Here is a 23686-nt window from a genome sequence, read left to right on the forward strand (position 1 = left end):
CGGGTCGTCAACCCGTCGTCGTGATGGCGCGCTCGGGGCACAGGGCGGCGGCCCTGCGCACGGACTGCTCGTGCTCGGTGGGGACCTCGGTCAGCAGCACCATGGAGTACCCGTCGTCGCTCAGGTCGAAGACCTCGGGACAGATGCCACAGCACACCCCGTGCCCGCGGCAGCGGTCGTCGTCGACCGTGACCTTCATCGCGCCTCGCTCCCGGTGCTGTCGGCGGCCCTGACGGTGTCGAACTCGAGGTGCAGTTCGGTCAGCCCGCGCAGGATGAACGTCGGGACGTAGCTGTAGCGGCGGTTGCCTGCCGGCCCGTGCGACCGCTCGGAGATCCTGATGTCCGTCGTGCGGTCCAGCAGGCGTTCGATCGCCACTCGCGCCTCGGCCCGGGCCAGCGGCGCGCCCGGACAGTTGTGGATGCCGCGACCGAAGGCGATGTGCCGCCGGGCGTTGGCCCGCTCGAGGTCGAAGACCCCGGGATCGGTGAACTGGCGCGGATCGCGGTTCGCGGCGCTGTTGACGAGCATCACCGTGGTGCCGGCCGGAAGATCGACTCCGCCCACCGTCGTGGCCGTCCGCGCCAGTCGGAAGTCGCCTTTGACCGGGCTTTCCGTGCGCAGTGACTCCTCGATGAACGCGGGGACGCGCCGGCGTTCGGTCCGCAGCAGCCGTTGCAGCTCGGGACGCTCGGCGAGGGTCCGCAGCGCCGAGCCGAGCAGGCGGACGGTCGTCTCCTGGCCCGCCGCGAACAGGTTGGCGGCGACACGGACGACGTCGGCGACCTCGGGGATCGAGCCGTCGGGGAAGGTTGCGGTGGCCAGCCCCGTCAGGACGTCCTCGCGTGGCTCGCGGCGGCGCTGCTCGATGTACGTGGTGAACCGCCCGTAGAGGAAATCCAAGGGCGACTGCTCCAGTGCCTCCTCGCTGGTGCTGCCGATACCGGCCCGGTGCGTCTCGGGGCCCTGGAGCCTGGCCCGGAACTCAACGCGATCGTCCTCGGGCACACCGAGCAGGTCGGCGATGACGAGCATGGTGAAGGGGCCCGCGAAGCCGCGGACGAGGTCCCCCTCACCCCGGGCCAGGTAGTCGTCCAGGACTCCGTCGGCGATGCGCCACATGGCGGCCTCGTTCTCCTTGAGGCGCTTGGGCGTGATCAGGCGCATCAGCAGGGCGCGATGCGCGGTGTGCACGGGCGGGTCGAGGGTGGGCAACTGGTCGCTCATGGGCAGCTCGTCGCGGTGCCGTGCGATCAGCTCACTGACGTCGTCCCCTTCCAGGGGGACCGGGAACCCGGGGAACGGGCCGGTGACCGACGTGCACGACGAGAACGTCTCGTGGTCGTTGTAGATCTGCACCGCCTCTTCATAGCCGGTCACCATGACCACGTCGTGGTGTGGTTCGCGCTGTAGTGGACACCGCGCCCGCAGGTGATCGAAGTAGGGGTAGGGATCCGCGACGAGCGCGTCGTCCCGGAAGAAGTCGATCGCGTCATGGTCCGTCATGGAGTGAGAACGCCTCCCTCGTCTGGCCCCGGTCAACCGGGACGATAGCCCGCATCTCTCTGATGGAGAAGAGTCTTACCGAGGAACCATCCTTAGAGTCGATACAGCGTTCTTGACTGTTGCGCAAAAAAGAGAATACCGTTCTCGTAGCAAGAGACTGAAGTTACCGAGCGAGATGTGCGAGCGGCGACGTCAACTGGAGGACCCGATCCCATGGCGCATTTCAAGAAGCCCGAAGAGGGTAGTTGGACCAAGCATCTCAAGGTCGACACCGAGCCGGTCTCCTACGCCGACTCGACCTCGCCCGAGCACTACGAACTGGAGCGGGAGGCGATCTTCAAACGCACCTGGCTCAACGTCGGGCGCGTCGAGCAGCTCCCGCGCAAGGGCAGCTACTTCACCAAGGAGCTGGACGCCGCTCGCACCTCCGTCATCGTGGTGCGCGGCACCGACGGCGAGGTGCGCGCCTTCCACAACGTGTGCCGGCACCGCGGCAACAAGCTCGTCTGGAACGACTTCCCCCGCGAGGAGACCAGCGGCGTCTGCCGCCAGTTCACGTGCAAGTACCACGCCTGGCGCTACGACCTGGACGGCAAGCTCGCCTTCGTCCAGCAGGAGGGCGAGTTCTTCGACCTGGACAAGTCGGACTACGGTCTCAAGCAGGTCCGGGCCGAGGTGTGGGAAGGGTTCGTCTTCGTCAACCTCGACACCGGGAACCCCACGCCACTTCGGGAGTACCTGGGCGACCTGGCCAAGGGCATCGAGGGGTACCCGTTCCACAAGCTGACCCAGGTGCACAAGTACCGCGCCGAGATCGGCAGCAACTGGAAGCTCTTCATCGACGCGTTCGCCGAGTTCTACCACGCGCCGATCCTTCACTCCGGCCAGTACACGCCCGACCAGGCCCGCCGGATCGCCAAGTACGGATACGAAGGGCTCCACTACGACATCGACGGCCCGCACAGCATGGTGTCGTCCTGGGGCGGCATCGCCCCGCCGCACGACCGCGAGATGGTCAAGCCCATCGAGGCGGCGCTGCGCAGTGGTCTGTTCGGCCCGTGGGACGCGCCGGACATCGGAATGACCACCGAGGAACTGCCGCCGGCCATCAACCCCACGCGTGACCCGCGCTGGGGCATGGACTCCTTCGTCTTCTTCCCCAACTTCATGCTGCTCGTCTGGCGGCCGAACTGGGTTCTCACGTACCACTACTGGCCGACGTCGTACAACACGCACATCTTCGAGGGGACGTGCTACTTCGTCCCGCCCAAGAATGCCTACGAGCGACTTCAGCAGGAGCTGGCCGCCGTGTCGTTCAAGGAGTACGGCCTCCAGGACGGCAACACGCTGGAAGCGACCCAGACCATGCTCGAGTCGGGCACGGTCACCCGTTTCCCGCTGAACGACCAGGAAGTACTCCTGCGGCACCTCCACCGCTCCGCCGAGGAGCATGTCCGCGAGTACCAGCGCCGCACGTCCGGCGCCCCGGCAGCGTCCTGACCCGAGGAGGACCCCACCATGGCCAGTGCATTCCCCGAGGGCTTCGAGGCCCTGGACCCGTTCGTCGACTGGGCGATCCCGACGGAGAAGGCCCGCTACGCCAAGCGGATCTCCAGCACGATGGACGAGCTCGACGCGTTCTACGACGTCGCCTTCCCTCTCCTGAAGTCCGGCACCGCCTACCTGGAGAAGACTCCGATGGAGGGCATCTCCGAGCCCGACAAGCGCCTGCTGTGGCTGTTCTGCTCGCTGGTGACCGTCGCCTTCTCCGTGGAAGCGTGGCGCCAGCCCCGGGTGCCCGACTCGGGCGCCTCCAGCATCGACGCGATCGTCGAGCCGACGGTTTGACCGGGCTCTGCACGGTGGCGCCGAGACCCGCCCGTAGGCTCACTTGGCGGGCCGCTGGCGTCTTGCCCTCTACGCTTACCTCTACGCCAGGCGCTGCTGGGCGCTTCCCGGGGTGCGCGGAGGCCGCGGCCTTCGGCGAAGACCTATGCGGCCATCGCGCCGGGGAGGTGCCGGTTCCCGTCTCCTTGGCGCGGCGCAGGTCTGTCCCTGTCTCACGCGCTAGTGAGGTTGTGTCCAGATGCGGACAACCAGAAGGTGCCCCATCAGGCGGGGGCTGGGAGCGGCAGCGATCGCCGCACTCCTCGTCACTACGTCGGTTCAGCCCGTCGCGGCGCAGGCCGATGAGCCGCACGCGTCTTCCGCCTCAGCGAAGGTATCTGTCGATTTCGGCTCGCGGCAGGGCGAACTGCCGCGTCCGGAGCGGCTGAACAACTTCGGCAACGTCACGGCATGGCCCAAGCAACGTGCCGACGACGTGAAATTCCTGAACAAGCAGGGGCTGCACGGCGACGTCTACCGCGTGTGGGTCAGCAGTTCCAATGCCTCTGCCGCGGACAACGTCTTCAACCAGTGCGACCTCAACACCCGGACCTGCGACTTCTCCAGGCTGGACGCCTATCTCACCGAGGCGAGTACGGTGTCCGACTCGCTGCTGATCAACCTGAACCCGACGGACTTCGTCGAGGGCAAGCGGCCGATGCAGGACCTGGAGCCGATGCTCAGACTGATCCTGCAGAGGATCAAGGAGAAGTACCCCCGCGTCAAGTACGTCGAGGCGTTCAACGAGCCGGACTGGCAGTTCCACGGACAGCAGCGCCAGCAGGGACGCCCGGCGGACCAAACGACGTTGCAACCCGGCGATCTGTACCGCTTCTACGAGCCGTACTACGAGGCCGTCCATCAGGTCAACAGGCACCTCCGGCGTGCCGACCGGCTCCAGCTCGGCGGACCGGCGCTGATGCACATGGACCCTGCGTCTGGACTTCCTCTCGTATCACGCCTACCTCGCTTGGGACGACAACTACCAGGTTCCGACGATGTACAACGGTGACCTGAGAGTGGTGACGTCACAGCGGGAGACCCTACGCGGATGGCTGGAGGAGCGCCGCATCCGCCGGGACATACCGAGCTATGTCACCGAGACGGGCATCTATCCCGGTCCGGCCCACGACGACACCGATCCCGAGAAGGACTACATTCGGCAGGCGGCCGGCATGGCCACTTACGGCTACCTGTTCGCGAACCAGCCAGACACCTACATGTTCAACTGGTGTGTTCGGCACCGCGTCGAGGAACGCAAGGACCAGTTGGTGACTCGCACGCCGTACGGACCGGCCGCCAACACCTTCACTCCGTATGGGAACATGCTGCTGATGCAGTCGAGGATGAAGGACACCCGGGTGCCCGCCGTCTCGAAGGACAGCCTCGAAGGGGACAATGGCGTCTACGCGCTGGCGTCGAAGGACCGGACCGGCGCGTCCCTCATGGTCTGGAACTGGCAGCACGTGAACGACCGCAGTTACCGGGCCATCATCGACATGTCCCGGATGCCCTCGGACCTCAGGCACGGTCCGGTCCGCCGGCTTATGTACCGGATCGACCAGACGACGAGCAACTACTTCGCCGATCCGGCCAAGGCAGAGCTTCAGATGGTCGACAAGAGGATCATCAGGCCCGGCAGGACCCACACCGAGATCGTCGACTTGCCACCCAACGCGATCTATCTGATCGTCTTGGAGCGCGTGTAGACAAACCGGTGGGCGGGGCGGGCCGCTCAGCGTGGTGGAGGCGGGCGTATGCGCCGAGTTCGGCGGCGAGGCATTCGGGGTGCCCATGGTGGCCCGGTCGACTTCGACGAAGGCTCGCAGCATAGAACTGCCCCCACCACCGTCGTCGGCGTTGAGCCGGTGGTAGAGGAGGGCCCCGGGGACGACGGCCCCACACCCTCCGAGAGGGTGAACCTCGGGGACCCGGTCCAGGGGCTGGCTCGTCTCCCCGTTCGCGGGCGCCCGGGACGAACGCGAGCCCGGCCTGGGACACCGCCAGGGCATGTGCGACGCGCAGCCGGGCGGACACTGCCCGCGATGGTCGCCGGCTATGCAGTCCGGGCCAATCCGAGGCGATCTGCATCCCCTGGGGTGATCAGCAGATGCATCTCTTGCGTCGTCGCCTTTCGCCACGGCGGCAGTACGGCTTTCGCGAAGCGGTTCCCACCGCCTACGGACTCGTGCATCTTGCCTGAAAGCTCCATAGCCTCTGTCAGGCGCGCGGTGGACTTCTGCGCTCCGCCCGTGCCGCGCCAGATCGTCCTGGCCTGCAGCAACCCCGGTGCCGCGGCCGGTGGAATTCGGCCCCCTCAGGCTTCTTCACCCCAGTGGTCATCCTCAGGTAGGAGAACGACGTCGTCGTTCTGCACGAGGATGGCCCGCGCCTGCTGCGTAGCCACGAGGACCAGGTCACTGCACTGACACGATGCCCCGGCAGCACATGAAAGGAGAGCCTTGGTACCTACCTGAGAACAGACTTTGGAGAGACCTTTCTCGTGGCTACCTTCCTGTACCGACTGGGCCGAACCGCCTTCCGGCGGCGCTGGCTCGTGACCTTGCTCTGGGCGGTGATCCTCGGCGGTGTCGGTCTCGGCGCCGTCAAGGCCCCGGCCGCGGGCGATGACGGCGCCTCGTTCATGCCCGGCATCGAGGCCCAGAAGGCGTTCGACCTGATCGGGGAGCGATTCCCTGGCTCGGATGCCAAGGGTGCCAACGCTCGTATCGTGTTCATCGCCCCCGATGGGGAGAAGGTGACAGCCGAGGACAAGCGCGCCGCCATCGATGAGCTGGTGTCCACGGCGGCCGAGGGCTCTCAGGTGGACAGCGCCGTCAATCCCTTCAAGGCCGGCGCGGTCAGCAAGGACGCCTCGACCGCGTACGCCACGGTCAATTACAAGGTCGAGTCCGGTGACCTGACCGACACCAGCAAGGACAGCCTCGAGAAGGCCATCGAGAAGGCTCGCGGCTCGGGGCTCACTGTGGAGGTGGGCGGCACGGCTCTTGCCTCGCAGCCGGCCGCGGGAGGCTCTGCCGAGGCGATCGGCATCGCTCTGGCCGCCGTCGTCCTGTTGATCACCTTCGGCTCTCTGGCCGCGGCCGGGCTGCCGCTGCTCACCGCCGTCATCGGCGTTGGTGTCAGCATGTGCGCGATCCTTGCTCTCGGTAGCACCCTCGGCCTGTCCATGACCACCGGCACGCTCGCCTCCATGCTCGGGCTCGCGGTCGGTATCGACTACGCCCTCTTCGTCGTCTCCCGTTACCGCGAGGAGCGCGCGAACGGGCACGATCCGAGGGAAGCGGCGGGCCTCGCGGTCGGCACGGCCGGATCCGCCGTGGTCTTCGCCGGCCTGACCGTGATCATCGCGCTCGCCGGCCTGTCCGTGGTCGGCGTGCCAATGCTGACCAAGATGGGCCTGTGCGCCGCCGGAGCGGTCGCCATCGGCGTCCTGGTCGCCCTGACCCTCGTACCCGCCCTGCTCGGCATGTGGCCGAACGCCGTCCTTTCCCGGAAGGTCCGCAAGACAGGGAAGCGGGGCGGCGGCACCGGATCCCGTTCCGGGTCCGCTGTCAACGGCGGCACCCGTTGGGCTCGCTTTGTGATGAGGCGGCCCGTGGCGGTCCTTGTGCTGGGTGTGGCCGGTCTGGGAGCCCTGGCACTGCCCGCCGCTCAGCTGGAGATGGGCATGCCCGGCGCCGAGGCGAAGCCCACGTCGACGACGGAGCGACGTGCCTACGACGCGCTGGCCGACGGCTTCGGTGCGGGCTTCAACGGACCGCTGACCATCGTCGCCGACGTCAGGGGAGCCACCGACCCACAGAGGGCCGCAACCGCGATGGCCGAGCAGATCGAGGGCACTGACGGCGTCGTGTCCGTCACGCCCCCGCGGTTCAACGAGGCCGGGGACACCGCACTCTTCTCCGCTGTGCCCGCCACCGGACCGAACGAGGAGGCCACGAAGGACATCGTCCAGACCATCCGGGCGGAGCGTCCCGGTCTGGAGGGGGACACAGGTGCGACCTTCGAGGTCACCGGCAGCACCGCGATGGACATCGACGTCGCCCAGGCCCTGCAGAACGCTCTCGTGCCCTACCTGGCCGTCATCGTGCTGCTGTCCCTGCTGCTGCTCCTGGTGATCTTCCGGTCCGTACTCGTGCCCGTCAAGGCGGCTCTCGGGTTCCTGCTGTCGGTACTCGCCTCGCTCGGCTCGGTCGTCGCGGTCTTCCAGTGGGGCTGGGGTGCCGAACTGCTGGGCGTGGAGCAGACCGGCCCGATCATGAGCCTCATGCCGATCTTCCTGGTGGGCATCGTGTTCGGCCTGGCCATGGACTACGAGGTCTTCCTTGTCGCCCGCATGCGCGAGGCGTACGTCCACGGTGAGCGCCCCGGCCAGGCGGTGGTGAGTGGCTTCCGGCACAGCGCCCGGGTCGTCGTCGCCGCGGCCGTGATCATGATGGGGGTCTTCTCCGGCTTCATCGGGTCCGGAGAGTCCATGATCAAGACGATCGGGTTCGGGCTCGCCGTCGCGGTCCTCTTCGACGCCTTCGTCGTCCGCATGGCCCTGGTGCCCGCCGTACTCGCCCTGCTGGGCGACAAGGCATGGTGGCTGCCCGGGTGGCTCGACAAGGCGCTCCCCCGAGTCGACGTCGAGGGCACCGGACTCACCTCGCAGGCCCAGGCGCCGACCCCGACGGGCCCTGAGGCTCACCCGCGGGAGTCGGCCCGCACGTTCTGAGACGAATCAGGCGCAGACGCGCCGCGGTGCCGTGCATCGGTGCCGCGGCGCTTCTGTCACCCTGAACCGGCTGGTCTCACCTGGGAGTATGACGATGAGTGCACGATGGGAAAGCCGCGTCGCTGACCGTCCCTACACGGTTCAAGTGGTGACTACGGGCTTGCTGCTCGCCTTCACTGTGAGTGGTGTCTTCCTCACCCGGGCGGTCGCGGCCGAGGAGCCGCTCGTCCTCTGGCCCGGCCTAGTGCTGTCCGTCTTGGCCTGCGCGACTTTGCTGCGCCGCCGCAGGCACCCGCTTCTCGTACTTCTGGTGACCACGGTATGCATCATGACCGAGGGGTTCCTGGGGTATCTCATGACGCCGCTACTCATGGGGCCGATGCTGCTCGCGCAGTACACCGTGAGTCTGCGTCCTGATCGTAGGACCACCTGGTACACCGCCCTGGCAGCCGCCGCCGGAATCGCGCTCACCGGCTTCATCACCACGGACTGGCCGCACGAGTGGATCATCGGCTTGGTCAATCCGGCGGCCTGGGTCCTGATGGTCGCGTCCTTCGGCAGCTACGTGCGCGTGCGCCGAGAGTACGCCGTCGCCCGCGCCGACCATGCTGCCCAGGAGCGCGACGAGGAGGCGCGCCGGCGGGTGATCCAGGAGCGCATGCGCATCGCACGCGAACTGCACGACGTGGTCGCCCACCACCTCGCTCTGGCCAACGCCCAGGCCGGCACCGCCGCCCATCTGGCCCGGTCCCGTCCCGACCAGGCCATCGCCATGATCGAGAAGTTGCCGGAAGTGACCGCCTCGGCTCTCCGCGAACTCAAGGCCACCGTCGGCCTGTTGCGTCAGGAAACCGACTCGCAGGAGCTGGCTCCCGCACCGGGCCTGGATCAGCTGCCGCAGCTCGTCGAGACCTGCGCGTCAGCGGGTCTGGCCGTCTCCGTCAGCACCGAGGGCCAGCCAAAAGCACTTACGCCCGGCCTGGACCTGACGGCCTACCGGATCGTCCAGGAAGCACTGACCAATGTCACCAAGCACGCCGCCACACCCTCCGCGCGGGTGCGGCTGGACTACACCGCTCACTATTTGACACTCACCATCACCAATGAAGCCGGCTCACCTCCCTCGGCTGCTGCCGCCTCCCGTGGCTTCGGACTGCTCGGCATGCGCGAACGCGCCTTGTCGGCAGGCGGAACGTTCCACGCCGGCCCGCGGCCCGGAGGCGGTTTCGAAGTCGCCTGCGCGCTTCCCCTTCCCAGCTCCAAGGAGAGCACCTCATGACCATCCGCGTTCTGCTCGCCGACGACCAGGCGCTGCTCCGCGCCACCTTCCGCATCCTTATCGACTCCGACCCGGACATGACGGTCGTAGCAGAGGCAACTGACGGGCAGCAGGCAGTACAACTGACCCTCGAACACCACCCCGACGTCGTCCTCATGGACATCCGCATGCCCGGCACCGACGGACTGGCCGCCACGGCCGACATCTGTGCCCGGACCGAAGCGTCGAGCACCCGGGTCCTGATCCTCACCACGTTCGAGAACGACGAGAATGTCGCCGTCGCCCTGCGGTCCGGGGCGAGCGGCTTCCTCGGCAAGGACGTCGGCCCCGACGTCCTGCTGGCGGGCATCCGCACCGTGGCGGCGGGAGACTCCCTGCTCTCCCCCATGGCCACCCGGGCATTGATCACCCGCTTCCTGGCCTCCCCGGCCGACCGCATGCACCTCACCGCGCCAGAACGTCTCACCCTGCTCACCGAACGTGAACGTGAGGTCATGGCACTGGCCGCGCTGGGCAAGTCGAACCACGAGATCGCCGACCAGCTGGTCCTCAGCCATCTGACGGTACGCACCCATATCTCCCGCGCGATGACCAAGCTCAACGCACGCGACCGGGCTCAACTGGTCGTGATCGCCTACCAGAGCGGCCTTGTCCGACCGAGCCTCGGCGGTTGACCGCCCCTCGCACGTTGTTGCCCGGTCGCCCCGATGACACGGCCGTGCTGCGCTACGTGGGCCGGACTGTCCCGCTCGCCCGGGCGTCGGCCGCCGCGTTCGCGGGGGTGCGGTGCCGGGACTGTAAATCGTTCAGTGTAACTCCCGATCATGGAGGATGCATCGATGACCAGTGAGAACGTGGCTGAGCTCGAGGCCGTTGAGCCCTGATACTTCCGAGGGCCTGCAGCTGGCCGGCGAGGGCGGGCTGCTGCAGCAGTTGACCTCAACCACCCTGATTACCCCCGCTCGTTCTACAGACCCTCCCTGGTGGACCGGGGGGTGCGTGCCCGGACGGTGACTTCACAGTCCGGGCACGCTCGACTGGTGTGCTCAGGTGCCGTTGGCCGGCTGGGTGTACGTGCGGCCGTTCACGGTGGTGGTGAGGGTGCCGGTCGCTTCGAAGTAGGTTTGGAAGAGGTCGATGGTCAGATGGAATCCGTCAGGGCTTGTCTTCTTCTCCGCCTGGACGGCGCCGGTCTGGACGAGGTCGGAGTGCCAGTCCAGGCGGTGCTTGGTAAGGCTCAGATTGGTGCGCGTCACGCTCTCCTTGCCGTTGAGGAAGGTCTTGCCGTCGTCGGAGAAGTTCCGGTACGACACCGCGACGGTCCGCGGCTCGGGCCCGTCCCGCACGATCTCCACCGTCGCCTTGCCGCTCTTCACGCCGCGCATGGTGTAGGTACCCTCCGGCGGGTACGGACGATGCGGGGCCGGGGTGCCCGGCACGTGCTCCTCGCCCCAGTGGATGCGCTTCGGTGCCGGGACGACGTGCCGGGTGCGCGTCGGCTCGCGGTCCGTAAGGTGGGCGATCATGATGCGCGTGTGGCGGCCGCCCGGTTCGGTGGACTCCGGGCACGGCAAGGGGTTGATGCCGCCGCAGGACGGGGCGGACACGAGACGCTGGGCGTAGGCGACGCGGGTGCCGTCCGGTGACCACTGCGGGTTGGCGATCGCGTTCCAGTTCGGGTCACTCACGCTGCCGGGGCTCCCGTCACCGGCGTTGAGCTGCTGGCCGGCGTAGTCGCCTCGGTCGCCGTACCGGTCGATCAGATACGGCTGGAAGAAGCGCCGCTGCTGGTTGTTGCGGACGGAGGAGACCGCGCTGGTGGTCAGCAGATCGGTGACCGGCGGGACGCCGCGCATCGCTGCCAGGAACATCTGGCGGTCCGAACCGCGGGTGTCCAGCGCCACCACCCACTTGTCGTCGGGGGAGGAGTCCATGGGGTCGGTGTACTCGGGGTGCGCGGTGACCCGGCGGACCTTGCCCGTCCTGAGGTCGGCCGCGAACAGGTCGATGTGGGCCGACTCGTGGGAGTAGCCGACGTAGAACACCTCGCGGCCGTCCTTGCTGAAGCCGCGCAGCTCGCCAACGGACTGCGCCCGGGGGTCGAAGACCAGCCTGTCCGGGTGTTTGGGGTCGACGTGCACCGGCTGCTTGTCCGGAGCACGGTCGAACAGCCGGGTTACCCGGGTGACGTCGTAGCGGGGAACGCGCGGCGTGCCGGTGGCGGGCTGCGGGTTGAACTCCAGTCGCCCCAGATAGCCGTACTGGCCGAATCGCCCGCCGGTGCCGGAGACGCTGCTGAAGCCGATGTGGACGCCGTCCGGGTGCAGGCGCACCTCGCGCATGCTGCCGCCGTCGCCGGATCCGTCCGCGGCCGTGTTCCAGCGGATGGGGTACAGGTGTGTGCGCTGCGGGGTGCAGCGTGAGCTGGTGACGGGGTAACGGCCACAGTCAAGGACTGTGGAGCCGAACCTGATGCGGCGGCCGTCGGGGAAGGGCTCCGGCTCGGCCTGGTTGCTCGAGATGCCCTGCCGGTTCTCGACGGGTATGCCGCAGGTCATGCACTTCCACGAATCGCCGCCCGGGAAGGTGCGTCCGTCCGTCTTGATGAGGACGATCTGCCGGCCCTGATAGATGCTCGCCGGGTCGGGCGCCGCCGGAGCGCCGGCGAACTCCATGGACACGGTGACGTGGCGGCCGTCGCGAGTGTGCGCGCCGAGCTGCGTCGCGTCCCAGTGGGCGACGATGCAGCCGGTGCCGCGGGGGTTGACCGCCCGGCTGCATGCGCCTTCGTCCTCCGACGGCGCCGTGGGCGGCAGCGGCAGCTGCTCGACCTTGATCCGCTCGGGCGCGGGCGGCGGCGGGACCCGCTCCCCGGCCGATGAAGGCACCTGCAGCAGAGCCACAGAGGCCAATAACGCGGTGACGAGCGCGAATACACGTCTGACGGTCGTTCGCATGGTGGCCATACGGGTCGGTGCTCCTTCCATGGTTACGTCTCCGGGGCAGCCGTCCATCGTCGGCGGCGTTCCGTCATGGCCGGCTCGTAGCACACCACCATTTTCATTTTGAGAAAGCAAGAGTCTTGGCGGAGGGAAAGCCAATTCTCGGAGATGGAATCATACTTCTCCGATCCTGCCGAGAAGCACACCGCAGCCCGAACGCGGCGTCGGCGTCCTCGACGTCCATGCCGTGGCACGCTCCGCGGGTGTGCCAGCTGATGTCTCCGATGCCGCGCAGGCCGGTGGCCGGCGCGTCGTGGGTGGTGATGTGGCGCAAGGCGAGTCTCCGATGTGCTGCCACACCGGCCGGCTAGCGCGGTGCTCGGCGGGTGGGGCGTCGGGTGCCGGCTGCGGCGCGTGGGCGTGCGCCGCAGCCGGTGCGGGACGGTGATGTTGCGGCGGTGCAGTGGACGGGATGCACGCGCCGGGTGCACCGGTCAGGCCAGGGCGGGCTGCTGGGCCTGCTGGGCGGCGGCGAGGACGAGGCGGCCGGGGTGCGGGGTGGCCCGCGACGTGATGGTGCGTACCCCGTCGTTGGGGCCGATCCGACGGCGGCGACACGGCTCGCCGACCGGAACCAGACACCACTCGCATCGCACGCTCAGGGCATCGGGCAGCCCTTGCGCGACGGCGGCTTCACGTGCTGCCCGGGCGGGCCGGAACGGTGCGCGTACGGGTGGGCGCAGCGGTTCTGCCGGGCGCAAGCGCAGCTCTTCAAGAAGCTGCCCATTCCGTGGACGAGCTGGGTCGCCAAGGACATGTCTCCTGACACATGCTGGGAGTTCGGTGGCCAAGTGCCTCCGAGCATGGGCTTGACCTGCGGCCGCGCCAAACTACGAGACGTTGATGGGTATCCTCATGGGCCAGCGGTGTACCCGGCGGGGCCCCGGAGCCGATGATGACGACATCGCGACTCCGTGGTCGGTCGCCGAGGTCACGCCTCCCGCTTCGCGTCGATCTCGGTGATGAGAACCTCGGTGCGGGTTCTCGTCGCGGATGGGGCGGACGGCGTCCATCCCCTTGCCGACAGGGTCTTCGAGAGCCCAGTCGACCCCGGCCTGACCGGCCGGGGTCCTCCGGTGCTGGGTGTCAGTGGCTGCCGGCGAGTTCGCCGGTGAGCTTGCCGTGGAGGTCGGCGCTCGGGTCGTTCAGACCGATGATCTCCACACTCTTGCCGCGCTGGGCGTACTTGGTCTCGATGGCGTCCAGGGCTGCGACGGAGGAGGCGTCCCAGATGTGGGCGTCCGAGAGGTCGATGACGACCTTCTCCGGGTCGCCCGCGTAGTTGAACTGGCCGACGAGGTCGTTGGAGGAGGCGAAGAACAGCTCGCCGGTGACCCGGTAGACGACCGTGGTGTCGTCGGGGTCGGTGACGGCGGTGACGTCGGCGAGGTGAGCGACGCGCTTGGCGAAGATGACCATAGCGGTGACGGAGCCGACGACGACGCCGATGGCGAGGTTGTCGGTGGCCACCACGACGATCACCGTGATGACCATGACGGCGATCTCACCGGCGGGCATCCGCTTCAGTGTCTTGGGTGCGATGGAGTGCCAGTCGAAGGTGCCGAAGGCGACCATGACCATGACGGCGACCAGGGCGGCCATGGGGATGTCCGAGACGACGGGGCCGAAGGCGATGCAGAGCACCATGAGGAAGCTGCCGGCGAGGAAGGTGGAGACGCGGGTGCGGGCGCCTGAGACCTTCACGTTGATCATCGTCTGGCCGATCATGGCGCAGCCGCCCATGCCGCCGAAGAAGCCGGTGACGATGTTGGCGATGCCCTGGCCGATGGACTCGCGGGTCTTGGATGAGTGGGTGTCGGTGATGTCGTCGACGAGCTTGGCGGTCATCAGCGACTCCATCAGGCCGACCAGCGCCATGGCGAGGGCGTATGGAGCGATGGTGGTCAGGGTGTCGAGGGTGAAGGGTACGTCGGGCAGTCCGGGCACCGGTAGGGAGGAGGGCAGTTCGCCCTTGTCACCGACGGTGGGGACGGCGATGCCGGCGGCAACGGTGATCACGGTGAGGATGACGATGGACACCAGGGGTGCCGGAATCACCTTGGTGACCTTGGGGAAGAACACCATCAGCGCCAGGCCGCCGATGATCAGCGGGTAGACCGGCCAGGGCACGTCGTGCATCTCCGGCACCTGTGCCATGAAGATCATGATGGCGAGGGCGTTGACGAAGCCGGTCATCACCGAGCGGGGCACGAACCGCATGAGCTTGGCCACGCCCACGGCACCCAGGACGATCTGGAAGACGCCGGCCAGGATGACGGTCGCGACCAGGTAGCCCAAACCGTGTTCGCGGTTCACGGGGGCGATGACGAGCGCGACGGCGCCGGTGGCGGCGGAGATCATCGCCCGTCGGCCGCCGACGATGGAGATCGTGACGGCCATGGTGAAGGACGCGAACAGGCCGACCGCCGGGTCGACGCCGGCGATGATCGAGAAGGAGATCGCCTCGGGGATCAGGGCTAGGGCGACGACCAGGCCGGCCAGGATCTCGGTGCGCCAGACCTTCGGGTTGTTCAGCCAGTCGGGCTTGAGATCGCGCAGCCGCGCGGCAGGACTCACAGCAGCAGAAGACAAGGAGATGCGTACCTGTCGTGCTCGGGCACACCCGCCGGCAGGCCGGGCGTGCGGGAGGGACGCGCGGGAGCCGGGCCGGCGCCCCGCGGGCGACCCGCAGGGCGGGCCGGAAGTCAGGGGGAAGGAGGCAAGGCGACGCCGGCGCGGGCACGCGGAGCCGGACGCCTCACATCCAGCGGCGAAGGGTCACGGCGGGCAGGCGGCGGCGATCGGCGTCGTGGGCTCGCGCACGCTCTCTCCTGCAACGATCGAATCTTCGCCGGGGGCGTCATCGGCCCCGGAACGGCATCGGCAGGGGCAGCCGGGCCGCCCTCACCGTCGTCAACTCTACCCTAACGTTAGAGTAGACGTCGGCGGGTCGCACGGGACGCGGTTGCCACGAAGAGAAGGGCCAGGGACACAGGCGTGGACGCCAAGCACATGCAGATCGGCGAGGTCGCCACGCGGACGGAGCTGTCCCTGCGCACCATCCGGCACTACGAGGAGGCCGGCCTGGTCATCCCCTCCGCCCGGTCCCAGGGTGGCTTTCGCCTCTACACGGAGACCGACGTCGCCCGGCTCATGGTCATCCGCCGGATGAAGCCGCTCGGCTTCACCCTGGAGCAGATGCGCGACCTGCTGGACGCCACCGACCGCCTGGACTGCGACGAGGCGCTCGACTCCGGTGAGCGAGAGGCCCTGCTGGAGCGCGTCCGTACGTACCGGCAGGCCGCCGCCGAACAGGTGGAGAAACTGCGGGTCCAGTTGTCCCGCGCCGAGGACTTCGCCGCCACCCTGGGCGCCCGCCTGGAACGGAACGCTTCCCCCGCCCGCGTCCATGCGTTCGCCGGGCAGGAAGGCGAGCCCCGTCAAGTCGCGGAAGCTGAGGGGGTCCGTGCGGGGCTCGCTGCCGGTGAGCGCTTCGCGTAGCTGACGCCTTCGAGCTTCCAGCGGCTCAGAAGCAGGGGACAGGCTCTCCGGCGGCGCGTCAGGTCGGTCGGACCGCCGAACGGGTCCCGGTCGGAGTGTCGCTGTCGTCGGTGTCGGCCTTGCGGCAGCGAAGGTCACGCGCGAGAACGTCATGGGCGCACCCCGAATGTGGGTGCCTTGGTGCCAACGGCTGTTCCAGGCTCCCCGAAGCCGAACTCGATCTGATGCAGGCGCTGTCCGTCGCGGAGAACGTCAGAACCGCCACAGCTCGATGGCCGAACAGGGCTGCGCGCCCGCCCCCGACTAGCGAGCGTCACTCGCAACCCCTCCCGAAAAGGGCCGGACTCGCACTTGCACGGGAAAACTTTCTTCGAGAAAGTTGAAACTTTGTCCTTGACGAGTTGAAAGTGAACGCTCTAGCGTCCAACCGACTTACAACGCACGGGCTTTCACCTGGTTTCACCAAGGCCAAAGGAGTTTCCAGTGCGCAACAAGCGGATCGTCACCCTCGTGGGGGCGGCCACCCTGGCCGGAGCCGTCGGGCTCCTGCCTCTGTCCCCGGCCCAAGCCGCGAAATCCGACCCAGCACCACCGGCCCCGTCGGCCTTCCAGAAGGTCACCCTCAACGACCGTCCGGGCGAGCCCATGGCCCTCGCCGTCCTGCCCGACCGGCGGGTGCTGCACACCGCGCGTACCGGCGAGGTACGCATCAACGACCCGAAGAGCGGCGTGAACTTCCTCGCCGCCGACATGAAGAAGAGCCCCGCCGGGCTCTACCAGCACGACGAAGAGGGCGTGCAGGGCATCGCGGTCGACCCCGACTTCGGCAAGAACCACTGGGTCTACCTCTACTACTCGCCCCGCCTCGACACGCCCGTGGACGACCCGGCCACCCCGGGCGTCAACGAAGGGGACGCACCGGAGTACGGCACCGCCGACGACTTCGCCAAGTACAAAGGCGTCACGCGGCTGTCGAGGTTCAAGCTCGAGGGCAACAAGCTCGACTTCGCCACAGAGCAGAAGATCCTCGACGTGCCGGCCGACCGAGGCGTCTGCTGCCACGTCGGCGGCAAGATCGACTTCGACGGCAAGGGCAACCTTTTCCTGTCGACCGGTGACGACTCCAACCCGTTCGCCTCGGACGGCTACGCACCGCTCGACGACCGCCCCGACCGCAACCCGGCCTTCGACTCGCGACGCACCTCGGGCAACACCGACGACCTGCGCGGCAAGGTCCTGCGCATCAAGGTCAAGAAGGACGGGTCGTACACGGTCCCGAGAGGCAACCTCTTCGAGCCGGGCACGCCGAAGACCCGCCCCGAGATCTACGCCATGGGCCTGCGCAACCCGTTCCGCTTCTCGGTGGACGACAAGACCGGCGACGTCTACGTCGGCGACTACTCGCCCGATGCCGACGAGGCGAACCCCGACCGCGGCCCCGCCGGCCACGGCCGCTGGATGGTCATCGACCGCCCCGCCAACTACGGCTGGCCGTTCTGCGTGACCCGGGACATGCCGTACCAGGACTACGACTTCGCCACCCAGAAGTCGAGCGGCGCGTTCAACTGCGCCAAGCCGGTCAACGACTCGCGCCACAACACCGGCCTGAGCAAGCTGCCGCCGGTCACGGACGCGGAGATCGTCTACGGCTACGGCGCCTCGGAGGCGTTCCCGGAGCTCGGCACGGGTGGCATCGCCCCCATGGGCGGCCCGGCGTACGACTACGACAAGCGGAACAAGGCCGAGAACCGCTGGCCCGAGTACTTCGACGGCAAACCGCTCTTCTACGAGTGGACCCGCGACCAGATGCTCGCCCTCACCCTCGGCAAGAGGAACGAGGTCGACAGGATCGAGAACGCGATCCCCACGATCACGACGGACGGCCCGATCGACGCCGAGTTCGGCCCGGACGGCGCGCTCTACGTCCTCGAGTACGGCACCGGGTACTTCGCGGAACTGCCCGAGGCCCAGCTCTCCCGCATCGACTTCACGCGAGGCAACCGCACCCCGGAGCCCAAGGCCGCCGCGGACGTGACCAACGGCACCAGCCCGCTGACGGTCCAGTTCTCCAGCGCCGGCACGAAGGACGCCGACGGTGACGCCCTCAGCTACGCCTGGGACTTCGATGCCGACGGCACCGTGGACTCCACGGAGGCCAACCCGGAGCACACGTTCACCGAGAACGCCGTCTTCGACGCCACGCTGAAGGTCACCGACAGCACCGGCCGTTCGGCTGCCGCCTCGGTTCCCGTCGTCGTCGGCAACAAGGCGCCGGTCGTCTCACTCACCACCGACCCCGCTCCGCACGGCGGTACGGCGTTCCACTGGGGTGACACGGTCACCTGGGAGGTGACCGTCACCGACGACCAGCCGGTGGACTGTTCGAAGGTCACCGTCTCGTTCATCCTGGGCCACGACACGCACGGACATCCGCTCTCCTCGAGCACCGGCTGCTCCGGATCGTTCAAGACCTTCGTGGACGGCGGTCACGCCGGTGCGGACAATCTGAAGGCGGTCTTCAACGCCAGTTACACGGACTCTCCTCCGGACGGCCTGCCGCCCCTCTCGGGCAGCGCCGAGGTCGCGCTGACGCCGGCCGACTGACCGGCGGCGAAGCCAAGGAGGCGGAGTTACGGAGGCGGGGTGCCATCCCGGGGGGATGGCGCCCCGCCCGTCGGCCGGTTCACCGCCCGCCCGTGCCACCCCCTTCGGCGCGCCCCGACTCGTGAGGCGGCCGGAGCGGAGGGCGGCCACGACGCCGCCGTCCACCAGCAGGCCGCCGGTGATGAAGGTGGCGTCGGGGCCGAGCGGGAACGCGGCCGCGGCGGCGATGTCGTCGGGGGCGTCCACGCGTCCGGCTCCCGACACGGCGATCATGGCGCGCATCGTCTCGCGGGAGTCTGCTCGTCGAAGTCGGAAGCCGTCGCCGACGCCCTCATCGGTGCCGCCCTCTACCAACTCCTCACCCGCACCACCGAGACGTCGCCCACGCGCATGGTGAACCTGGTGGGCATCCTGCTGCGCGGGGGGCTGCGTCCGTGACGGGGCCCGCCCGGCCCGTCGGCGGGTGCGCGGGCGAGCTTGTCCTGCGTGGCGCAAGGCGGACCGCTCGGGACGCCCCGGCCGTGCCGGAGGGCGAACACGCTCGTCCGCGAGGAGCAGGGGCCGTGAACAGGGCGTGCCGTCGTCGGGCGATACGCTCAGGGGATGACTCAGCGACCCGTACCCGAGGAGCGGCGGCCCACGAACGACGGGCGCAGGGTCGCCGCCCGCAACCGGGCCGCCCTCGTCGCCGCCGCGCGCGAGATCTACGCGGAGTACGGTCTCGACGCACCGTTGTCCTCGATCGCGCGCCGCGCCGGAGTGGGTCAGGGCGTTATGTACCGGCACTTTCCCGACCGGGCGGCCGTCGCCACCGCGGTCCTGGACGAGAACGTCCGTCAGATAGAGCAGGCGGCGGCGGCGCCGGACGCGGACATCGCGGGCGTCCTCGGTGTACTGACCTGGCACCAGACCGAGTCGGCGGCCTTCATCAGCGTGTTGCACACCGACGCGGCGGCCGGCCGTACCGACATCCCCGCGTACGCCGCGGCACTGTCCGGGCGGGTCGAGCGGGCCCTGCGGGCACACCTGCCGGACGGCCATCGGCTGGCCGCGGCGAAGGACGACCTGATGATCGCTGTCGCCATGGTGTCGGGCGCCGTCACCGGCCCCACTCGCGAGCAGCGGGAACACCGGGCACGGGCGGCATGGCGGTTGCTCGGTGTCGAGGTGGGACCGGTGCGCCCCTTCGGCGAGTGAGGGGCGGTCAGCCGCCGTTGGACTGACGTACGCCTTCCGCCAGCGCGTCGAAGGTGTACAGGTACCCTCCGGCGGGCCCGCTGACGGTCATGTACGCCTTGGTCCCTCCGGGTGTGATGGCCACGTTGGTCGCCGACGCGAGCCCCTCGGCGGCGCGGGCGGGGACCTCGACGGTCGCCAGGCGCTCACCGTGCCGGTCGTACACCGCCATGGCGGGTCGGCCGTGCAGGGCCTGATAGAGGTTGCCGTCCGCGTCCACGGCGATCGAGTCGGTCTGGGCGACCCCGCCGTCCACCCTGATCGCCGTGTGCCGGGACGCGACCTGGTCCTCGCCGTCGAGGAGAAGGTAGGACACGCGGTTCTGCGTGAGCTCGCTGACCCACAGGCCGCGATACTCCGAGTCGAACGAGATGCCGTTCGGCGCCGCCAGCCCGTCGGCCAGGACGGTGGCGTTCTTCCCTTCGCGGTCGATCCGCACCACGCGCCCCTTGGCCTCGCCCTCTGACATGCCGCGCGAGTCGCTGACGTACAGGTTGCCGTCCTGGTCGAAGGCGAGGTCGTCGGGGTTCATCGCCGCTCCGACGACCTCGCCCGAGAAGAAGGTCCGCGGGTCGCTCCCGTCGGGGGCCAGGCTGACGATCTCGCCGTGGGCGAAGTCGGTCAGGTAGACGCGCCCGTCGTAGGGGCTGAACTGAGCGGAGGTGTAGGCGCCGCGGTCGTCGGTGTGGACCTGGGCCGACGTCTTCCTGCGCACATCGACGCGCAGCACCTTCGGTGCGCCGGCCGGTGCTGTGACGTCAACGACGAGCAGATTGCCGTCCGCGTCGAAGGTCGGGCCCTCGAGCAGGGTCATGCCCGTCTCGGGGTGCACCTTCGTCAGCCGCATCACCTCCTGGGCACGGACGGTTCGGTCCGCGCCACCGGGCGCCGCCTCCTCCGGGCCGCCGCTGCCCGTGTCCGTACCGCATCCGGTGAGGGTCAGCAGGCCGATCGCGGCGAGGCCGGTGAGGGATCGGATCGGGAGTCGTCGCATGGGGGTCACTCTTCCTGTCCGAAGTGTGCGGAATCTGTCTCCACCGCAACCGGACAGTGTTGTCCGGTTCTTGTTACGGTAGTGCATGCCCGCTCAAGTCCGTTGACCGCGTGCGCCTTTGCCGGACGGAGCGGCTTCCTGGCAGCGAACCGGAAGAATCGAGGTCCCCCCACATGACAAACCCGGAAGCACCCTCCTCCGAGGAACTGGCCGAGCTGAGGCGCCGTTATCGCCTGGAGAGGGAGCGACGTGTGCGCCCCGACGGCGCTCGGCAGTACTTGACCGCCGACGCCGAATTCGGCTACTACGCCGACGACCCGTACGCGGCCGAAGCAGGTGAGCGTGCGCCCGTGCGGGACAGGGTGGACGTCGCGGTCGTCGGCGGAGGGTTCGGCGGCATCCTGGCGGGCGCGCGGTTGCGTCAGCAGGGCATCGGGCGGATCCGCGTCCTGGAGAAGGGCGGCGACTTCGGAGGGACCTGGTACTGGAACCGGTACCCGGGCATCCACTGCGACATCGAGTCGCACGTGTACCTGCCGATGCTCGACGAGACCGGTTACGTTCCGGAGTGGAAGTACTCTCCCGGAGAGGAGATCCGCCGACACGCGGTACGGATCGCGGAAAAGTTCGACCTCTACGCGGATGCCCTGTTCTCCACGTCGGTCACCTCCCTGACCTGGGACGAGACCTCGCAGGCATGGATCGTCACGACCGACCGGGGCGACAAGTTCCGGGCCACGTACGTCATCACGGCGACGGGCACCCTCTCCGAACTCAAGCTCCCCGGCATCCCCGGGATCGAGAACTTCGAGGGACACACCTTCCACACGTCGCGCTGGGACTACGGCTACACCGGCGGCACGCCGGACGGCGGTCTCACCGGTCTCGCGGGCAAGCGCGTGGGCGTCGTCGGCACCGGTGCCACCGGCGTCCAGGTCATCCCGAAACTGGCCGAGGACGCGGGACACGTCTACGTCTTCCAGCGCACCCCCTCCACCGTCGACGTACGCGCCAACCGCCGTACCACTGCGCGGGACGTCGGCGCCGACCGCGACGGCTGGGCTCGGGAGCGCCGCGACAACTTCCTGCGCATCGTGTCCGGCGAGTCTGTCGAGGACGATCTCGTGGCGGACCGGTGGACGTCGTCGGCCGGCCTCCTGGAGAAGCTTCTGCCGAGCTTCCGCCGTCCGGCGGACCGGCGGGCCTTCGAAGCGGCCTACGAGATCGCGGACGCGGCGAAGATGAACGAGGTCCGTGCCCGCGTCGAGCGGATCGTCGCCGACGCGGACACGGCGGAGAAGCTCAAACCCTGGTACCGGTACGCCTGCAAGCGCCCCACCTTCTCCGACAGCTACTTGCAGGCGTTCAACCGCGACAACGTCACCCTGGTCGACACCGCGGACACCCACGGGATCGAGCGGATGACCGAGCGCGGTGTCGTGGTCGGCGACAGCGAGTACGAACTCGACTGCCTGGTCTTCGCGACCGGGTTCTCCGTCGGAGTCTCCGGCGTCCATTCCGGGAAGCTGTCCGTCCGCGGCCGGGACGGCGTCCAGTTGCTGGACGCGGTGCGGCAGCGGGGACCGCGGTCCCTGCACGGCTTCACCAGCAACGGCTTCCCGAATCTGATCCGGTTGGGGGCCATGCAGAGCGCACCCAGCGTCAACTTCACGCACGTGCTCGACGAGCACGCCGTGCACGCGGCGGCGCTCGTCGCGGCCGCCGAGGCCGAGGGCGCCGTCATCGAACCGTCCCGAGAGGCCGAGGACGCCTGGATCGCGGTCCTGGCCGAGGGCGCGCCCGACCACGAGTGGTTCCACGCCGAGTGCACCCCCGGGTATTACAACGGTGAGGGACGTGGCCGCCCGAACGCGCCGAGCGCCTACCCGCATGGCGCGGCTGCCTTCCACGACCTGCTGAAGCGCTGGCGCGAGGAATCCATGGACGAAGTCCTGAAGGCCGGTCAGGCTTCCTGAGCCGGGCGTACCGACCGCGAGTCGGTTCGGTTCGGGGGTCCGGTCGTCGTCGACCGGGCCCCGAACGGCTTCGCTTCGGCCGTAGCCGAGTGAGGTGCCGTGCGCTCTGACGGGGCGGCGGAGCCTCGCCGGAAGCGGCCGACGGCCGAGTCAGACGGCGGACCAGCCGTCGTCGACGGGCAGAATCGCGCCGTTGATGTTGTTCGCGGCGTCCGAGGCGAGGAACAGGATCGCGGCCGCCTGCTCCTCCGGCTGCGACACGCGGCCGAGGTTGACGAAGTGCGGGCCGATCGCCGTCGGCCCGTGCGCCGTGCGGTCGGCTTCCACCGCGATGGCGGTGGCGGTGCCGCCCGGGCAGATGGCGTTGGTGCGGATGCCGTTCTTGCGGTACATCACCGCCAGCGACTTCGTCAGTCCCACCACACCGTGCTTGGAAGCCGTGTAAGCGGCGCCTGCCGCGCTGCCGCGCAGGGCTGCCTCGGAGGCGGTGTTCACAATGACACCGCGGCCCGCGGCCAGCATGTGGGGCAGCACCGCGCGGGTGAGCATGAACGGCGCGGTCAGGTTGACCCGGAGGACCCGGTTCCACTCGGCGTCGCTCACGTCGGCCGGTGCCGACATGCTGTCCATGATGCCGGCGTTGTTCACCAGGACGTCCACGCCGCCGAACCGCTCCACCGCCGTCGCCGTCACCCGGTCCACGACGTCCTGCTCGCCCAGGTCGCCCGTGACGGTCACCGCGGTGCCGCCGGCCTGCTCGATCTCCGTGACGATCGCGTCGGCTCCGTCGGCGTTGAGGTCCGCCACCACGACACGGTCGCCCTGAGCGGCGAAGGCGAGGGCCGCAGCGCGCCCTATGCCCGATCCCGCGCCGGTGACGATCACGCTGCGTCCGTTCAGGTCGCCGGTCATGAAGTGCTCCGTCCAGGAAGTGCTGACGCGGCGGACCGGTGTCGCACC

The 23686-nt window shown here is 68.7% G+C and carries 17 protein-coding genes and 3 pseudogenes; 11 read left to right on the top strand and 9 right to left on the bottom strand.

Annotation, left to right across the window (positions count from 1 at the left end; translation table 11 throughout):
• Window positions 1–7: 7 nt before the first annotated feature.
• Both IE142_RS23520 and IE142_RS23525 read right to left on the bottom strand, forming a co-directional pair.
• Window positions 8–199 (bottom strand): ferredoxin, encoded by a 192-nt coding sequence (locus tag IE142_RS23520; RefSeq protein WP_191887590.1) that lies wholly within the window; start codon window positions 197–199, stop codon window positions 8–10.
• A complete protein-coding gene (locus IE142_RS23525) occupies window positions 196–1506 on the bottom strand; it encodes a cytochrome P450 (protein WP_191887591.1) in 1311 nt (436 codons plus the stop codon). Before IE142_RS23525 ends, IE142_RS23520 begins: the two co-directional genes overlap by 4 nt.
• 213 nt (window positions 1507–1719) lie before the next feature.
• On the opposite strand from IE142_RS23525, the gene IE142_RS23530 reads away from it, so the two are divergent.
• From IE142_RS23530 to IE142_RS23560, 7 genes are all read left to right on the top strand, one after another.
• Complete coding sequence (locus IE142_RS23530; protein WP_191887592.1) at window positions 1720–3006, top strand: aromatic ring-hydroxylating oxygenase subunit alpha; 1287 nt, start codon at window positions 1720–1722, stop codon at window positions 3004–3006.
• An 18-nt stretch (window positions 3007–3024) separates the two neighbouring features.
• Window positions 3025–3354 carry a hypothetical protein gene (locus IE142_RS23535; protein WP_191887593.1) on the top strand — a complete coding sequence of 110 codons (330 nt, stop codon included), beginning with the start codon at window positions 3025–3027 and terminating at the stop codon, window positions 3352–3354.
• Between the two features lie 238 nt (window positions 3355–3592).
• Window positions 3593–4405 (top strand): hypothetical protein, encoded by an 813-nt coding sequence (locus IE142_RS23540; RefSeq protein ID WP_191887594.1) that lies wholly within the window; start codon window positions 3593–3595, stop codon window positions 4403–4405.
• Window positions 4392–5102 (top strand): hypothetical protein, encoded by a 711-nt coding sequence (locus IE142_RS23545; RefSeq protein ID WP_191887595.1) that lies wholly within the window; start codon window positions 4392–4394, stop codon window positions 5100–5102. Before IE142_RS23540 ends, IE142_RS23545 begins: the two co-directional genes overlap by 14 nt.
• 794 nt (window positions 5103–5896) lie before the next feature.
• Window positions 5897–8134: an MMPL family transporter gene (locus tag IE142_RS23550; protein ID WP_191887596.1), complete on the top strand. Its 2238-nt coding sequence runs from the start codon at window positions 5897–5899 to the stop codon at window positions 8132–8134.
• A 94-nt stretch (window positions 8135–8228) separates the two neighbouring features.
• Complete coding sequence (locus IE142_RS23555; protein WP_191887698.1) at window positions 8229–9413, top strand: sensor histidine kinase; 1185 nt, start codon at window positions 8229–8231, stop codon at window positions 9411–9413.
• On the top strand, window positions 9410–10087 hold the full coding sequence (locus IE142_RS23560; protein ID WP_191887597.1) for a response regulator: 678 nt from the start codon (window positions 9410–9412) through the stop codon (window positions 10085–10087). Before IE142_RS23555 ends, IE142_RS23560 begins: the two co-directional genes overlap by 4 nt.
• A gap of 372 nt (window positions 10088–10459) precedes the next feature.
• On the opposite strand, the gene IE142_RS23565 is transcribed toward IE142_RS23560, so the two are convergent.
• The 4 genes and pseudogenes from IE142_RS23565 to IE142_RS23575 form a co-directional block, all read right to left on the bottom strand.
• Entirely contained in the window at window positions 10460–12316 is a 1857-nt protein-coding gene (locus IE142_RS23565; RefSeq protein WP_229830815.1) for a TolB family protein, read from the bottom strand.
• 253 nt (window positions 12317–12569) lie between these two features.
• Window positions 12570–12689, bottom strand: a pseudogene (locus tag IE142_RS36895) (WhiB family transcriptional regulator); the annotation flags it as partial.
• 160 nt (window positions 12690–12849) lie between these two features.
• Window positions 12850–13080: pseudogene (locus tag IE142_RS23570) on the bottom strand (zinc finger domain-containing protein); the annotation flags it as partial.
• Window positions 13081–13501: 421 nt separating this feature from the next.
• On the bottom strand, window positions 13502–14992 hold the full coding sequence (locus IE142_RS23575) for a SulP family inorganic anion transporter (protein WP_229830819.1): 1491 nt from the start codon (window positions 14990–14992) through the stop codon (window positions 13502–13504).
• 420 nt (window positions 14993–15412) lie between these two features.
• Between IE142_RS23575 and IE142_RS23580 the strand changes: the two genes are divergently transcribed.
• A complete protein-coding gene (locus tag IE142_RS23580) occupies window positions 15413–15916 on the top strand; it encodes a MerR family transcriptional regulator (protein ID WP_229830820.1) in 504 nt (167 codons plus the stop codon).
• A 483-nt stretch (window positions 15917–16399) separates the two neighbouring features.
• Window positions 16400–18520, top strand: coding sequence for a PQQ-dependent sugar dehydrogenase (locus IE142_RS23585; protein ID WP_191887599.1), 2121 nt, complete (start codon window positions 16400–16402; stop codon window positions 18518–18520).
• A gap of 108 nt (window positions 18521–18628) precedes the next feature.
• Here IE142_RS23585 and IE142_RS36905 read toward each other — a convergent pair.
• Window positions 18629–18814 (bottom strand): annotated as a pseudogene (locus tag IE142_RS36905) (SDR family oxidoreductase); the annotation flags it as partial.
• A 309-nt stretch (window positions 18815–19123) separates the two neighbouring features.
• Between IE142_RS36905 and IE142_RS23595 the strand changes: the two are divergent.
• Complete coding sequence (locus tag IE142_RS23595) at window positions 19124–19717, top strand: TetR/AcrR family transcriptional regulator (protein WP_191887601.1); 594 nt, start codon at window positions 19124–19126, stop codon at window positions 19715–19717.
• Window positions 19718–19724: 7 nt separating this feature from the next.
• Here the strand turns inward: IE142_RS23595 and IE142_RS23600 are convergent, their stop codons facing one another.
• The gene (locus IE142_RS23600) at window positions 19725–20750 is read right to left on the bottom strand and encodes an SMP-30/gluconolactonase/LRE family protein (RefSeq protein ID WP_191887602.1); all 1026 of its coding nucleotides are present in this window, start codon (window positions 20748–20750) and stop codon (window positions 19725–19727) included.
• A 173-nt stretch (window positions 20751–20923) separates the two neighbouring features.
• On the opposite strand from IE142_RS23600, the gene IE142_RS23605 reads away from it, so the two are divergent.
• On the top strand, window positions 20924–22726 hold the full coding sequence (locus tag IE142_RS23605) for a flavin-containing monooxygenase (protein WP_191887603.1): 1803 nt from the start codon (window positions 20924–20926) through the stop codon (window positions 22724–22726).
• 150 nt (window positions 22727–22876) lie between these two features.
• Here IE142_RS23605 and IE142_RS23610 read toward each other — a convergent pair whose 3' ends face one another.
• Complete coding sequence (locus IE142_RS23610) at window positions 22877–23638, bottom strand: SDR family NAD(P)-dependent oxidoreductase (protein ID WP_191887604.1); 762 nt, start codon at window positions 23636–23638, stop codon at window positions 22877–22879.
• Between the last annotated feature and the right edge of the window lie 48 nt (window positions 23639–23686).

Source organism: Streptomyces mutabilis, assembly GCF_014649815.1.
GTDB classification, from domain to species: Bacteria; Actinomycetota; Actinomycetes; order Streptomycetales; family Streptomycetaceae; genus Streptomyces; species Streptomyces mutabilis.